The organism is Mucilaginibacter psychrotolerans (assembly GCF_004519315.1).
In the GTDB taxonomy this organism is placed as follows: Bacteria; Bacteroidota; Bacteroidia; order Sphingobacteriales; family Sphingobacteriaceae; genus Mucilaginibacter; species Mucilaginibacter psychrotolerans.
Window position 1 is genome coordinate 181503 of record NZ_SOZE01000006.1, and the last position, 15414, is coordinate 196916.

A 15414-nucleotide genomic window follows, 5' to 3' on the forward strand; every position below is an offset into this window, starting at 1 on the left:
GATGGCAGCGGCACACCCCGCGAGGCACCCTTTTTATGAAACAGGTAAGCTAAAGTGAAAGGTAGAGCCAACGCCTTTTTCGCTGTCGGCCCATATACGGCCATCGTGGCGCTCAATAATCTCCGCGCAAATATACAAACCAACCCCAAAACCGGAGATATGCTTAGTATGCTCAGTACCGGCGCGGTAGTAGCGGTCAAAAATACGCGGCAGATCTTGCTTGTGGACACCCATGCCCTCGTCCTGCACGCTCACTTGTATCATATCCTCCTGCTTTTCTGCCCGGATGATAACATTTTTACCCTTAGGCGAATACTTCACCGCATTGGATAACAGGTTAGAAATAACCGACCCTATTTTATCGCGATCTGCCGACACTGTTAACCCCGAATTTATTTCAAAGTGAAACTGATGAGAACTTACCGTCAACCTCATCTCCTCTAGTTGCTCTTCAATGAGGGCAGCCAGTTCGAATCCGGTTTTGCTGATTTCCAGTTTGCCCGATTCCAGGCGCGATACGTTCAGGAAACCATTGATCAGGCTGCTCATCTTTCGGGCTTGCTGATTGGCTTTACCCAAGGCCTGTAGCAAGAAGGGATCGCTATGGCCTTTATATTTCAGCTGCATCACTTGTATCAGCGCGGTTAGAGAAGTCAGCGGGGTTTTAAGTTCATGGCTGGCCATCCCTATAAAATCGTTTTTGCGTTGTTCGTCGCGTTTTTGCTCCGTTATATCGCGGGCTATTTTAGAAACACCGATAACCTGGCCTGCCTTATCGCGAATGGGCGAAATGGTAAGCGATACGTTGATCTGACGGCCATCTGCGGTTTGGCGCACGGTTTCGTAATGATCTATTTTTTCGCCGTTGCGCAACCTGCTCAATATCCCCGGCTCCTCATGGTGCAGTTGCTGTGGTATTAATTTTAAGATGGAATAGCCCACCATGTCTGCTTCTTTATACCCAAAAATTGCTTCGGCTCCCCGGTTCCATGCTGTTACCAGGCCGTCGAGGTCTTTACCGATAATGGCATCGTCGGATGACTCTACTATTGCCGCCAGCTTGGCGCTATGCTCCTCGGCCCGCCGCAGTTCATCATTGGCCGCATGCAGTTCCTCGTTGGTTGCTACCATTTCTTCATTAATAGCCGTCAATTCTTCGTTCAGGGCCTGGGCTTCCTGCTCACTCGCCTGCAAAGCCCTGGTGCGTTCGGCCACGCGCAGTTCCAGCGTTTCGTTGATATCAGCCAGTTCTTCATTGGTGGCCATAACCTCCTCGTTGGCAGCCATAATCTCCTCGTTCAGGGCCAGGGTTTCCTCTTCGCTTTGTACAAGATCGTGGCGCAGTTTTTCTTTGTCGTGATAATCGCGGATTAAGCTGCGGTAAGAGTAAATGGCAATGCACAGGGCTACCAGCAGCGCAAATACGATAAAAGCCGGTGCCAAACTGCTGTAACGCTCTAAACTAGAGGATCTTTCTTTGAGCACTACACGCTCGGCTTGCTCGGCCTTTGCAATAGCTGCACGAAAACTATCCATAGCAGCCTTACCGGCATCAAGGTCTGCTGGCGCGATAATGTGACCCTGTTGCTTTTTTTCAATGAGTAGTTGCAGTATGTCCAGCCGTTGCTGTAAAATACCCCGGATGGCAACCAAATTGGCTTGCTGCACCTGATTATCTGCTGTAAGTGCCTGTAATTGCCCGCCAAGATCCCCGGCTTGTTTATAAGCACCGTTATAAGGTTCCAGGAATTTAGCGTGCCCGGTTAGCAGAAATCCACGCTGGCCCGTTTCCGCATCCTTCATGGTAGATAGCAACTGTTCCAGTTTTTGCATCACCTCGCCACTGTGCGCTACGGCACGGTTGCTTCTAAGCAAACCGCTTAGTGCGAGCCAGGATACCAAGCCAACCACCAGGAGAATAAATAAAGAAAAACCATACCCCAGGCGCAGGTTACGGTCGAAATTGTTCATCATATTGCCAGCGGAAAAAACGGTTAAATATAAGGATTAAAACCAATGGGGTATAAGAACTTTTAATTATAAGTAAAAACCACCCACTCTCCCGGCATATTATTTATAAAAGCTGTGTGCTCCATTGCGCCCGGCTTAACACAAGTAAACGGTTTAATTGTTACCTTTACACCCATGGACGGCGCCAGGATATTTGGTTTATTTGAAGATGATTTGCCTGCTGAGCAGGTGGATGCCGAATTCGTACTGGAAAAATTACTTCATCTGCGTGCGGTTGAAGCACCCCTAAATCTCAAAGAAAAAGTACTTGCCCGAATTGGGTTTGCCGGCGAAGAATTGCAATTAGACAATTTGCCGCCAACATCCCGGCATTCTAACTACTTAAGCTGGCTGAAAGCCATGGAGCCCCTATTACCGAACGAACCGGTAGAATCCATGTTTTTAAAGGAGATCCGCCGTGACGAACGCTATGTGCAATCACTGGTAGTTACTAAAGTTAACGTCCCCGAAGAGGTGCATGAATCATACGCCGAAAGTTTTTTTATATTGGAGGGCCGTTGCGCCTGTACAATAGACGGACAGGTATTTGAAATAGCCGCAGGCGATTACCTGCCCATTCCTTTGCATGTGCCACACGATGTGCGCCTGCTTACGCCGCAGGTAACGGCTATTCTCCAATATGAGCTTTGCTGATATACCCGCAATTTATAATTTGTGCGTTTAATTGAGTTATGCAGAAGTCTACGATTTTGGTGATAGAAGATGATGCGGATACGCTGGAAATCATAGCCGCGGCTTTAACGGAAGCTGGTTATGAGGTGAGCGCAGGCAAAGATATCACCATGCTATACGGTATTGAAAAACAACCGCCCGGCCTGCTGCTGGTGGATAACTGGCTGAGTGGCGATAAAACCGGGCACGACATCTGCTATCAACTGAAACAAAACCCCGCCACGGCAGGTATCCCGGTAATCCTGATCTCGGGCACCCGTAACCTGGAAGCTACCGCAGCACGCTGTGGTGCCAACGGCTTTATTTGCAAACCCTTTGATATGTCCGAACTCCTCAACATGGTTGCTAAGACATACTGGTCAAAAATGGTTGGTAAAACCCTCGTATAATATTGATTATCAATTAAATGTATTTTCCTAATTGAAGTTGGTTCCAATTGATTTTTTAAAGGCGAGTTTTCTTAGCCATAAGAGAGCACAGCCAACAACAAATATGTCGCATGGAATGCTATAAGCAGATTTTATTTCTCGAATGAAAAAACTATAGTAATTTTATCTGAACTTATTACCAACCATTTTTGACCACATTGCCGTTGCTAAACATATCTAGCCATAATGGCACCAATATAGGCGCTCAGCCAGGCCGGAATTTTCTGAAAATCCGAAGCTAAAACATTTTAAAACCTGGAATTTTAACACCCATTACCAGCTTATCTGTATCAGCGAAACACCCTGCCTCGGCAGGCTAAAGTTGACGAGCAAAGTATTTTTCTGCGTCTTCCGTTTTTGTGGTTTACCCAATGTTTGCAGCCCGCCGGCTTTTTCCAATTCGGCAATTTGGGCGCTGGTTGGGTTTTGTGGCGAGCCCATTTTTTTCCACACCTCATAGGAATTGCTATGCTCATTATCAATGCGATAATGCGTCAGCACAACCGTTGCCGATGGTATGCCATTAATGCTTAGTGCTACCGGTTCGGCTGGGCCGGCCTTGTCGTCGTCATGATAGTTCCACACCATCACCGCCGCCGATTTTTTGTCTTTTGATGCCAGTACGCCAATATCAGTCAGCTCCCCACTCACGCTGGAATCCATCACCGCCTTTAAAGAATACATGCGGTTGCTGGTTGCTTCTACCCTGCTCCCCCTCATTTTGCCAAACATGCGAAATACGTTGAGTACCGGCTTATCTACCCCGTTTGTAGCCAGATCGCGAAAGCCGTAAAACCAGGGCTGGTTTTCAAACTCAAACGACCAGGACACCGCCCCGGCAAAATTGGTTCCGTACTGATCTCCAAGTTCATACTTGCGCGCAAAGGTTGCAGCCGTATAGCTGGAATACATGGTGCCGTTACGGTAAGCATTGGAGGGGTTGGTAGCCATCCCGCAGGCGGCGCATCCTTCCGGGTCCGATTCGCCTATAATCACTGGCAGGTTCCTGGTCTCGGGGTACGAAGCCACAATACGGAACCCTGTTGCAATATCAGTCAACTGCGGTGCCGCATTCATTTGTACCATTCCTTTAATCAGCCTTGGCTGCCCCTTGGCATGAAAAGTAATCAACTCCAGCGGCGAGCCTATCTGGCCGGTGGCGTAGTTGGTATCGGCAATGCAATGTTTTATAAACGCGTTAAGGAATTGTTGGGCACCCTTGCCCGATGTACCCGCAATATCCAGCCCGCCTATTTTAGCGGTGGGGAGGGCCTTTTTCAGCCCGTCGGCAGCGTAATCATATAACTTAAAAAATTCTTTTTGGGTGCCTTTCCAATAATAATTGGGTTCGTTCCAAACCTCCCAGTACCAGCTTTCTACTTCTTTTTGCCCGTAACGTGCAACGCTATGTTTTACCCATTGATAAATCAGTTCGCGCCATTTATTATAGTCTTTTGGCGGATATGCCCATCCGGTCATGATATCATCGTAGGGATCGCCCGGCTTCCAGTGGTGGCGGTACGGATCGGGGTGGGTTGATAAAGCCTGCGGCATAAACCCGATTTGCGCAAGGGGCTTTATACCGCGGTTAACGTAGGTGTCAAAAATGCTATCTATCAGGTGCCAGTCGTAAACCGGGTTGCCCTTAGCATCTTCGGTATAGGCGTTGGTAGATCCCCATTTTAAAGCCGCTATACCATCACCGGTAACCAACAGGCTGTGTGTACGCACATAAACTGGTGTTGGGCTTAGCGCGGCTAGTTCGGTCAATAGCTTTTTGCCATCCTTCATATAGGTGTAGTTTGGCTCATCGTATCCAAACCATGCCCAAACGGGTGTCATTGGTGCTTTCTCCTTAGCCAGGTTAACGGTTATTTCCGCAGTGTGCTGGGCGAGCGCGATAGTCGGTCCCACTGCAAGCATCAGCATCAACCATATCGTTTTTAGCTTATAATAAGTTCGTGCCATCATATTCCTATTGTTTAGTCAGATCGTTCTTGTTTATTTCGGGCCAGTTGCCTACCCAGCTTAACCTGGCCAGCCGTAACTTGGGTATGGCCCTGTCGGCAGCATCGTACCCGTGAAAAATAACGTAATCGTCACCATCGAACGTGGCTACGCCGTTATGTCCTACGCCGTACCAGTCCTTATCGCCCTCCAGCAAAATGCTGCCGCCGCCACTGCTCATCGCCACACCATCCTTATCAAGGTAAGGGCCCTTTATATTTTCGGCACGGCCCACAATCATTTTGTAGGTACTCTTAGACCCCTGGCAGCAATAATCTATCGATGCAAAAAGGTAGTAGTATTTATCGTGCCTAGATATAAATGGTGCCTCTATAGCATTCCCACTGCGCTTTCGGCTGGCAATGGTTGGTATGGTGGCAACATTTTCGGCAAGGCCTAACCTGTCCTTTTGCAGCTTTACCAGTTTTATACCATCCCAAAACGACCCGAATACCAGATACGGGTTGCCTTTGTCATCAGTCACCACGTTTGGATCGATGGCGTTCCAATTGGTTTGGCCGGGTACCGACCGGATGATTTGCCCGCGATCTACCCATTTATAGTCAGCATTGCCTGGATGTAGAGTAGTATTAGTTGCCAACCCAATGGCCGACGTGTTTTTACCAAAGGCCGAAACGCTATAAAACAGGTAATACAACCCTTTGTAATACGATATATCCGGTGCCCAGATGTAGTTTTTAAAATCGGGCAAAAAATCTTTAACCCAGGTAGGCGCAGTAGCAAACACCGGTTTCTCGCGCTTCCAATGGATTCTATCTACCGACGACCAATTGCTTATGCCATTGCCGGTGCAGAAGATATAGTACAAGCTATCCTGTTTTATGATAACAGGATCATGTACCGATATATCGGTTTTCAAATCCTGAGCCTTCAGCGTTTGGCCCAGGATAAAGAAAACAATAATGATGATGCTATTTTTCAAAAGCATCTGCTTAATTCAATTTCAGCCTGATCACTTTAAAAGTATAGGGCTCTACGGTAACCTTAACCGTTTTACCGTTTACCAGCAAGGTGCTTGCAACCGGGCTAACCAGTTTTGGCGCCTTAAAGGAGTTTACCGCAGCTTTATCGGCACTGCGTAAGGTAGTTACAACCGCCGTTTTCTTACCGGCCGATACACCATCGATTTTAAATACTACTGGTTGTGCCGTTGCCCCGCTGTTTACGAATTTGATTATTAACTCTTTGGTGCTTTTATCAATACTCGCTGTAGCGTAGCAGCCATCCTGGCCGGTTACCATTTCACCATCCTTTAACAAGGGTACTACATCGGTGCCTTTGTTTAGCGAAAAGAGTTGCTGCACATAATAGTTTGGCGTGCCGTATGAGCGCAGGTTATCAAACCAGATCAAATCCGGTGTCCATTGCCAGCCATCCACATGCGCAAAGAGCGGTGCGTACGATGCCATACTCACTACATCGGCATTACGCTCCAGGCCGGTCATGAAAGCGGCCTCCGCTAAAGCACAATCCCAATTATTCTTATTATCGGGACTAGCGATAGCTACGCTTTGTGCTGCATATTCTCCCGCAAATATTTTTGGCCCTTTACGGTCGTAATTATCGTAACGGGTGGCATTATCTAAAAACCATTTAGGTGCCTGGTAATAATGCTCATCTAAAATATCGGCATGCTCGGCCCTGAAAAATTTATCCAGGCGGGTAAATTCTTCGCCATTGGGGCTGGGGCCAACGCTGGATACAATCTTTACATATGGATACTTGTCTTTTATGGCTTTGGTAAAAATCTTCCAACGGGCTATGTATTGCTCGCCCCATTGTTCGTTACCTACACCCAATACTTTTAGGTTAAAAGGCTTGGGGTGACCAAGATCGGCACGCAGCTTACCCCATTTGGTATCGGGCCCGCCGTTAGCAAATTCAATAAGGTCCAAAGCATCCTGAACGTAAGGGTCCAGCTGATCCAGGGGTACTAACTGCCCTGTGTTATACTGGCAAGCCATACCGCAATTTAAAATTGGCAAGGGCGTTGCGCCAATATCCTCGGCGGTCATAAAATACTCCATAAAGCCGAGGCCAAAGGTTTGGTAATAATCGGGCGCGGGGCGATGCTTAAACTCCATGTTCCAGCGGTTTATCAGGTTCTCGCGCTTATCAATATCGCCAATACTTTTTTTCCATTGATAACGGTTAGCCAAATCGCGCCCCTCTACAATACACCCGCCCGGGAAACGCAGGAAACCGGGTTTCATATCGGCCAGTTTCTGCACCAGATCGGCACGCAGGCCGGCAGGGCGGTTTTTCCAGGTGTGCTGTGGAAACAGCGATATCATATCCAGTTCAACCGCGCCTTTACCCTTCAGCCAAACATATAGGGATGCTTTGTCTTCGGTAGCGGTTGCCACAAACTTTACATTATATTTTTTCCAATCGGTTGATGTTGGCGTTATGATGGCAGTGCCGATAACAAGGCCTTTTGCGCTATGTAGCTCCACCAATAACGACACTGCATTTGCGACCGGCTTACGAGCCGTTACCGAAAAACTGTAGGTTTCGCCTTTCTTGATACCCATACCGCGGAAACCTTCGTTTGATAAACCAAAGTAGCCTGCGTTATCGCTTACGTCTATTTTAATCGTATGCGCATTTTCGGGGCGTTCGTTGGTGCGGTCAACCACTTCTATACCTCCTTTGCCACCGGCCTTTTGTTGCTGTTGCCAACCCGCCAAATGCGAATCGAATTCGAAAGATCGGTTCTTCACCAATTCGGCGTAAACACCGCCGTCTGCTGCGAGGTTAATATCCTCAAAAAAGATACCGTACATCGTAGGCTCAATATGTGCCTTTACCTGGCCGCTGGCAATGGTATAAACTTTTGGCTGTGTTTGCGCATTGGCAACCAACATAGTTGCTGCAGCGCACAGCGTTAGCAGTGTTTTTTTCACAAGCATAATACTTAAAAAAAATAGACCTCGAAAACCGGGAGGACCCGAGGATTTTGTTTATAAAAGGTTGTATTAGATCAATTCACACAAGTTTTAGCAATACAACAAATACTGCATGGCTTCCTATTGTGTTTATCGATTCCCGAAGATAACATAAATTTATTAATTGTATAATCAACACTTAAAATATTATTTACACTTCTTCTCAACTGTTTTAATTTGAGCAGGCAACGCAATAAATATGAGCAGCCTTTTAACTATTTGCTTAAATCGCCCAAATCCCAACTATCTTTCCAAACCACATTTACAATATCGCCGGTAATTGTTATGGGCAGCCAAATGTACCTGCCATCTATAGCATTCTTTGGCTCCCATTTATCGGCCATAAATATCAGCGCATCTTTTTTGCCGTTAACATTTAAGATATGGGTGCTTTGGCCACCGTAGGTAAGGTCGCTATTGGGGCCGATGCATGGATTACCCAGGTACTCCCATGGCCCGAATATTGATTTTGCCCTAAACAAGCGCGCCGCATTGGGTGCCCAACCGGTACAGCCCGACCCTATCATATAATAAAAGCCGTTACGTTTAAAAACCGCCGGGGCCTCCGTCTGCTGGCCAATATAAACTCTGGAGAACTTACCCGTATGTGCGGTGTAATCGGCGTTTAACTCGGCTACGTGCAAGGTGTAATTTTCTTCCGACGAGAAAATGTGATAGGCTTTACCATCATCATCAACAAATAAAGTCATATCGCGGGCCATTTGTCCACCGGCAAAATCGCGCATAAAAAACTTATCCTGCTCTTTTACAATTGTAGTGTTCACCCTGTCGCTATCCGGCGTGCCCTTTGGGTAAAACGGCATTTTGCCGGCGTTGGGCCTATAACTACGGATATATTGGTAAGGGCCGGTTGGCTTATCGCTAACTGCCAGGCCTGTGCGCGCTGCACTGTAACCTTTGCCCTTTAACTCCAGGTGGAACCACATCACATATTTCTTAGTTTTTGCGTTGTAAATAACCTTGGGCCGTTCTAAAACACAACCCTTTACAATGTCGCTCTGCTCATCATCTGACATAGGCAGGGCAATACCCTCATCTTTCCAGTTGTACAAATTGGTTGATGAATAGCAATGCACACCAACCAGAGATGTATTGCCGGCGCTACCTGCCACCTTGTGCTCGCCAAACCAGTAATAAACGTTATCCTTAAACAAAATACCCCCGCCGTGGGCGTTAATGGCCACGCCCTTATCATCGTACCATTGCGCAATGGGTGTAAATTTACCTGCACCCGCATGTGCTGTAGTTTGTGCATGTAGCTGCTGCATCCCAATGAAACCAAAGCAGGCAAAAAACAACCGCGACAAAATGAAGAACCTGTAACTATTCATGAAAGATTGAAACTTAAAACATTAAACAAAGTGGAAACAAAAACATCAAGTTTACGGGATTCAGCGGCAGATTACTACAATTTTCCTATCTAAACCTGAAACTATCTTAAGGTGCGCCGGGGTTTAGTTATTTTTTTTGATAGCCGGGTTAAGCGAGAATTTCTTCGAAAAAGGGTCCCTGTATTTTTTGATGTATTCTGACGGATTTAAGCCAAAAAGCTGCGCAAACTGCTCCCTGAAATACTTTATATCTTTAAAGCCCACAATTACCGAAGCTTCGTTCACGTTCAACGATGTGTTGATGAACAACTCGGCGGCACGCCTTAAACGCACGAACCTGATAAAGCTGTTAGGCGTTTGATTTGACACCAGCTTTATCTTCTTAAACAGACTGGAGCGGCTCATGTTAATTTCGGCGGCCAGTTCATCAACGCCAAAATCATCATCATCCAACCGGTTCTCGATAACGAGGATGCAGCGGTCGATAAATAGCTTTTCCTCTTCGGATATCTTCACGCTTTGCTCCTTAAGGGTAACCTTACGGTAAAAGTAATTCTGGAGGCTGTTGCGGCTATCCAGCAGGGCATCTATCCTGGCGGTAAGCAATTCTTTATCCAGCGGCTTAGAAAAGTAATCGTCGGCCCCATGTTTAATGCCTTTTAGCTTTATTTCCTGGGATGAATTGGCCGTAATTAAAATTAAAGGGATATGGGCGAGCGAGGGATTGGCCTTTATCTCTTCGCAAAGCTCAAGGCCGCTTTTGCCCTCCATGGTAATATCACTGATAATAATATCGGGCACGTGTTCCCTGGCCATCAAAATCCCCTCGAAACCATCTGCGGCTTCCAGCATAGAGAATTGGCCTTTAAATATTTGTTTAAGATAGATCCGCATATCAGGATGGTCATCTATCACGAGCATGGTGCGGCTAGAAAAAACTGACGGTGCGGTGTTTTGGTCCAACCCAGATGCACTCTCAGTATCTGTAATTGGATCGGCCCGAAGCGCATGGTTGGTGAGTTCCTGCTCGCCCGAAAGTTCGTCCAAAAAAACGTTCCCACAGTCGATGTCCTCATTTATTTGAAGGCCCGGGAAATGCGCTTTCCCCTTTTTGAAATTAATGAAAAAGGTGCTGCCCTGCCCCAATTCGCTCTCGTAACTAATATCGGCTTTATGCAGCTTAACAAACTGATGTACCAGGTAAAGACCAATCCCGAATCCGGCTTTCTGACTCGACCGTGGATTGCCCGACCTGTAAAACTTATCGAAAAGATGCTCGCCTGTTTCAGGAGAAATACCATAACCTGTATCGCTTATCGCAACAATTATAAACCCGTCAGATTCGGACACCTTGAAAACGATATGCCCCCCGTTATCGGTGTAGCGAAGCGCATTTGACAGCAAATTATAAAGGATAACTTCAATTTTGGCCTTATCGCCATATAGGCTGATAGGTTCGTCACCCATCAGTATTTGGTAGGTTATCCCCTTACTGCGGGCCTGGTAGGCAAAACTTTCGTAAGTGAGCCTGCAAAGCGCAGAAAAGTCAATCAGGCTTAATTGCAGGTCAGCACCGTCGTGTTCTGTTTTGTTAAAGAGCAGCAGCTGATCTATCAGGCTCACCAGTCGGCGCGCATTGCGATAAATAATACCCAGCTCTACGTCTTTTTGCTGAGCGGGCCTGGCAAGTATCTCCTGCAAGGGGTTAATGATGAGCATAAGCGGGGTACGGAACTCGTGCGATACCTGCGTAAAGAAGGATGTTTTCCGCAAACTTAGCTCGGCTTCTTTCTCACTGTTCATACGCTCCAGCTTTATTTGGTATTGCAGCCTGGCCTTGCTGGTTCGATACCTGATGAAAGCCAGTATTAACGATACCAGCACCCCCGTATAGAACAACCAGGCCCACCATGTACGGAACCAGGGTGGTGTAATGATCAGTTTCAGCGTGGTTTGCTGTGCGTTCCATTTTCCTAAAGCATTGGTAGATCGTATGTGCAAGGTGTAGTTACCCTCACGGATGTTGTTGTAGGTAATTACCCTTTGATTGCCTGCCTGTATCCAGTCTTTATCCAGCCCCTCCAGGTAATAAGCATACTTAATATGCTCGGGAGAAGAATACTCCAGCCCGGCAAATGCGAAGGAAAGTATTGCTTCATCATACGGTACTTTTAAACCTTGCACCTCTCGCGTACCGTTGCTGCTGGTAATTGTATTTATGTTGGTTATGTTTTTATTATTTACGCTTATGTTGGTAAACACCACGGGGGGCATATAATTGCGGGTGGTAATACTATCTGGATGAAATAAGTTAAAACCATTTATACCGCCGAATGCAAGCTCTCCCGATTTTAACTTCAAGGCTGCATTAGCTGAGAACTGATTGCTTTGCAGGCCATCGCTTTCGAAATAACTACTGGTTTTAAAATCTTGATAGCCAAAGCTAGTTATCCCTGTAAAAGTACTCAACCACAGCTTGCCGGAGTTATCTTCCAGTATATTCAAAACCGAATTGCCCGATAGACCCTCGCTATCGGTGTACCGGCTTACGATTTTACCGGTTGCCCTGTTAAATAAGCACAAGCCGCCGCCTTCGGTACCTAACCAAAAATTGCCGCTTTTATCTTCATAAATTGCGCGTACAGGCTTATCTATCCTATAAAAAACATGGTGGTGTGTTACAGTATCGAGCTTAATAAGATACTCCGCATTGCCGCACCACAGTTGGCCGGCGCGGTCCTCCATAAACGAATAGGGATCATTCACCTGTTGATCAAAAACGATGAACTTATTCACTTTTCTGTTAAACCTGTACAGCTTACCGTTGGAGAATGTACCGGCCCAAAGATTTTTGCGGCTGTCTTCATGTAAAAGCCAAACATTCTTACTCAGTTCACCGGTTTCCGGGTTTTCGCATTCAAAATGCTCGAAACCACCGCTTTGCGCATTAAAACGATTCACCCCCCCTGCAAAAGTGGCCACCCACATTTTATTAAGATAGTCTTTTACGATATAGGTAACCATATTGCTGCTAAGCGAAGCGGGGGAATGATTTGAATGGACGAAGTTTTGGAACTTTCCCGTTGCCCGGTCCATCACAGAAACGCCGCCATCTTCTGAGCCTACCCAAAGCCGTTGCTTATCGTACTCGCAAAAAGACGATACGTAATCATTAACCAGGCTACGGTCGTTTCCGGTTTCATGCCGGTAGGTTTGAAAGTAATTCTTTTGCTGATCTACAATATACACCCCAGCGCGCACGGTCGCAATCCATATCCGCGATTCTTTATCCTGGTAAACATCCATTACGGCGTTGCTCTGCAGCAGCCCTGTTTTTTGTCCCTGCTTGATGTAACTAAATTTACCCGAAGCCCGGTTGAGTATGCTAACCCCGCCGCCTTCGATACCGATGTAAAGGTTATGATTACGCGAGGGTAACAAACAGCTGATATTATTGCCGGATAATTGACCCTGGCCCGCCCGATAGACGCCAACGATTTTCTTTTGCTGCACAGCATATTTAAACAGCCCACTGTTACTACCTATCCAAACGGTGCCTTCATTATCTGTTTTTATACGGCCAGCCACCTTTACATTGTTGCTTGCCAATACAATTTGTTTAGCACTACTATCATAATAACATAAGCCAATTTCGGTTAAAAAGAGCCAGACCTTATTGTGCTTATCAATATCTATGGTAGGGCAATCCACATACATCAGGGTATTCATGCCATACTTTACCGGCAGTTGGATGCAAATATCGCTATCGTGCGGTTTTAAGAATACCCCCGCGCTGTTAGTACCGATGAAAAGGTTTCCCTCGCTATCTGCCTTAATTACATCTATATTAAATGTTAGCTTATACAGCTTTCCGGAATGATAATCCCGGTAATATGCCCAATGAAAATCATCGGTAACGGGGTCTAGTGCCATCAGGCCCTGGCCGGTCCCTACCCAAATTTGCTGTTTATTATCCTCACTTATGGCGTAAATGTAATTGTGCTGCAACGAAGCGGTGTCCCTAAACTTGTTCCGGTAAACCTTTACCTGGTACCCATCGTAACGGTTAAGCCCGTCGAAAGTGCCAAACCACATAAAGCCTTTCTTATCCTGAAAAATGCAGCGCACGGAATTGTTCGACAGGCCGTCTGTAATGGAAAGCTTGCTCATTTGCTGTTGCGCCATAAGCCCCGATTGGATGCAAATGGTAAGCAGCAAAATAACGACGGCGCGATGCTTTAGATACATATTAAACGCTTTTAATCAGAGCCTGGTCTTTACAGCAACAAATACATTGATTGATGAGGCACTGTTAAATATACCCCTTTCTATCCCCTGTATCATTTTTAATCCTTCACCTCATCTGCACCCCTCGCCCGGAGTTATTAGCGGGCCCCAAAATTAAAAAAGTTGCCGATTTATTATTTGTCCCCCATATTAGAGATAATTACCCCCCTACCCAAACACCGCCCTAATTTACATTTGTTTCATCAAAACCAATTGTTTAGTGTAAAAAAAACACTTATTATAAACCACAGGTCTCTTTCGTCAAAGATATAGAATCAGGCTTTACTAAACCGCAGTTTTTAAATTCAGTTAAAGGCTGGCCATGTATTGCTATAGTTCTTATATAATTGGTAAAAGGCTTATTAGTGCTTATGAAGATATTAAATACATACGATATTATCTTCATTTTGGCTTTATTTTAACCAAGTAGCGAAATATAAACCTATCCTAATGAAAAAGGAAGCATTAAAAATGAAAAGCAGCCGACCATTTACCGCTAAGCGCATAATGGTGCACAACGAATAAAAGATAAATTTTTTTGACACTTTTTTTTAAGTGTTTATTATACAATTAATAAATTTATCTTATATTCGAAATACGTAAAAGCCTATAAAGCAGCCACTAGTTGTTCACCAATGCAGCTAATGGCGTTTTTTATAAACCAATAATAAATCTACTCTTCAAAATGCAGGGCATGGGGGTTAAAAGCCATTATTGAAGGTAGCACAGTACAACCTATTTTAAACGATATGTTATGACTTCAACTTTACAAAAACTACCGGTTACGCACGACTCGACTTTTTTTGCTAAAACTTTTAAATCGGCGCAATTCGATATCCCCTGGCATCATCATACCGAATTGGAAATCATATTGATATTGGAAGGCTGTGGAAACTGTTTTGTTGGGAACTACGCGGGCAATTTTGCCGCAGGAGATGTTTTCCTGATTGGGGCTAATGTGCCGCACACGTTTACCTGCACCAATCCAGCAACCCCAACTTGTGCCGTGCTGGTGCAATTTAAAGCAGACTTTTGGGGGCGCGACTTTATTTCGCTGCCAGAAACATCTAACATCCGGAATTTGTTTGAACAGGCTAAAAGCGGCATAAAAGTAAGCGATTGCTGCAAACCTGCACTATCAGCAAAAATTAAAGAACTTGAATTTCAACGTGGATTCGAACGCATTATAACCCTGTGCTCGTGCCTTAATATCATTGCTGAGGATAATGACTGCCAGCTCCTTTCAACGGCCAATATTAACACCCTTCCCTGCCAAAAAACCGACCGGCTGGAAAAAGTATTTAAATTTACCAATAGCGAGTTTGCGCGGGTAATCACCTTAAAAGAAGTTTCGGACATAGCAGGCATGAGCATCCCCGCTTTCTGCGAATACTTCCGGAAAACCGTTAAAAAAACCTATATCGAGTTCCTGAACGAGGTGAGGCTGAGTTTTGCATGCAAACTCCTCATAGAAAGCGACATGACTATCTCGGAGATATTTTTCCAGAGCGGCTATAACACCCCGGCCAACTTCAACAGGCAGTTTTTAAAGTACAAAGGTTTATCGCCATCAAGCTTCCGCAAAAAATTCTACATCAACTAGCAGCCAATATCAGGCACCAAACAGGCATAAAGGGCGATTTGGATTACCAGATCGCCCTTTTTTCA

9 protein-coding genes are annotated in these 15414 nt (G+C 45.7%); 3 read left to right on the forward strand and 6 right to left on the reverse strand.

Annotated elements, in window-relative coordinates; translation table 11 throughout:
- Positions 1 to 33: 33 nt before the first annotated feature.
- Positions 34 to 1974, reverse strand: a complete 1941-nt coding sequence (locus E2R66_RS08710; protein ID WP_133228812.1) for a sensor histidine kinase — start codon at positions 1972 to 1974, stop codon at positions 34 to 36.
- A 171-nt stretch (positions 1975 to 2145) separates the two neighbouring features.
- On the opposite strand from E2R66_RS08710, the gene E2R66_RS08715 reads away from it, so the two are divergent.
- The gene (locus E2R66_RS08715) at positions 2146 to 2664 is read left to right on the forward strand and encodes a cupin domain-containing protein (RefSeq protein WP_133228814.1); all 519 of its coding nucleotides are present in this window, start codon (positions 2146 to 2148) and stop codon (positions 2662 to 2664) included.
- A 38-nt stretch (positions 2665 to 2702) separates the two neighbouring features.
- Positions 2703 to 3092, forward strand: coding sequence for a response regulator (locus tag E2R66_RS08720; protein WP_133228816.1), 390 nt, complete (start codon positions 2703 to 2705; stop codon positions 3090 to 3092).
- A gap of 312 nt (positions 3093 to 3404) precedes the next feature.
- Here the strand turns inward: E2R66_RS08720 and E2R66_RS08725 are convergent, their stop codons facing one another.
- The 5 genes from E2R66_RS08725 to E2R66_RS08745 form a co-directional block, all read right to left on the reverse strand.
- Entirely contained in the window at positions 3405 to 5102 is a 1698-nt protein-coding gene (locus E2R66_RS08725) for a GH39 family glycosyl hydrolase (protein ID WP_240049266.1), read from the reverse strand.
- A gap of 4 nt (positions 5103 to 5106) precedes the next feature.
- Positions 5107 to 6087, reverse strand: coding sequence for a family 43 glycosylhydrolase (locus E2R66_RS08730; RefSeq protein WP_133228818.1), 981 nt, complete (start codon positions 6085 to 6087; stop codon positions 5107 to 5109).
- A 4-nt stretch (positions 6088 to 6091) separates the two neighbouring features.
- Positions 6092 to 8071, reverse strand: coding sequence for an alpha-L-arabinofuranosidase C-terminal domain-containing protein (locus E2R66_RS08735; protein ID WP_394347174.1), 1980 nt, complete (start codon positions 8069 to 8071; stop codon positions 6092 to 6094).
- 251 nt (positions 8072 to 8322) lie between these two features.
- Positions 8323 to 9459 (reverse strand): glycoside hydrolase family 43 protein, encoded by a 1137-nt coding sequence (locus E2R66_RS08740; RefSeq protein WP_133228820.1) that lies wholly within the window; start codon positions 9457 to 9459, stop codon positions 8323 to 8325.
- 123 nt (positions 9460 to 9582) lie between these two features.
- The gene (locus E2R66_RS08745; RefSeq protein ID WP_133228822.1) at positions 9583 to 13707 is read right to left on the reverse strand and encodes a hybrid sensor histidine kinase/response regulator transcription factor; all 4125 of its coding nucleotides are present in this window, start codon (positions 13705 to 13707) and stop codon (positions 9583 to 9585) included.
- A gap of 793 nt (positions 13708 to 14500) precedes the next feature.
- On the opposite strand from E2R66_RS08745, the gene E2R66_RS08750 reads away from it, so the two are divergent.
- Entirely contained in the window at positions 14501 to 15349 is an 849-nt protein-coding gene (locus tag E2R66_RS08750) for an AraC family transcriptional regulator (RefSeq protein WP_133228824.1), read from the forward strand.
- Positions 15350 to 15414: the final 65 nt, after the last annotated feature.

Coding starts and splice junctions, on each gene's coding strand:
- E2R66_RS08710 (WP_133228812.1), bottom strand. CDS start 1,974: ATGATGAACAATTTCGACCGTAACCTGCGCCTGGGGTATGGTTTTTCT.
- E2R66_RS08715 (WP_133228814.1), top strand. CDS start 2,146: ATGGACGGCGCCAGGATATTTGGTTTATTTGAAGATGATTTGCCTGCT.
- E2R66_RS08720 (WP_133228816.1), top strand. CDS start 2,703: ATGCAGAAGTCTACGATTTTGGTGATAGAAGATGATGCGGATACGCTG.
- E2R66_RS08725 (WP_240049266.1), bottom strand. CDS start 5,102: ATGATGGCACGAACTTATTATAAGCTAAAAACGATATGGTTGATGCTG.
- E2R66_RS08730 (WP_133228818.1), bottom strand. CDS start 6,087: ATGCTTTTGAAAAATAGCATCATCATTATTGTTTTCTTTATCCTGGGC.
- E2R66_RS08735 (WP_394347174.1), bottom strand. CDS start 8,071: ATGCTTGTGAAAAAAACACTGCTAACGCTGTGCGCTGCAGCAACTATG.
- E2R66_RS08740 (WP_133228820.1), bottom strand. CDS start 9,459: ATGAATAGTTACAGGTTCTTCATTTTGTCGCGGTTGTTTTTTGCCTGC.
- E2R66_RS08745 (WP_133228822.1), bottom strand. CDS start 13,707: ATGTATCTAAAGCATCGCGCCGTCGTTATTTTGCTGCTTACCATTTGC.
- E2R66_RS08750 (WP_133228824.1), top strand. CDS start 14,501: ATGACTTCAACTTTACAAAAACTACCGGTTACGCACGACTCGACTTTT.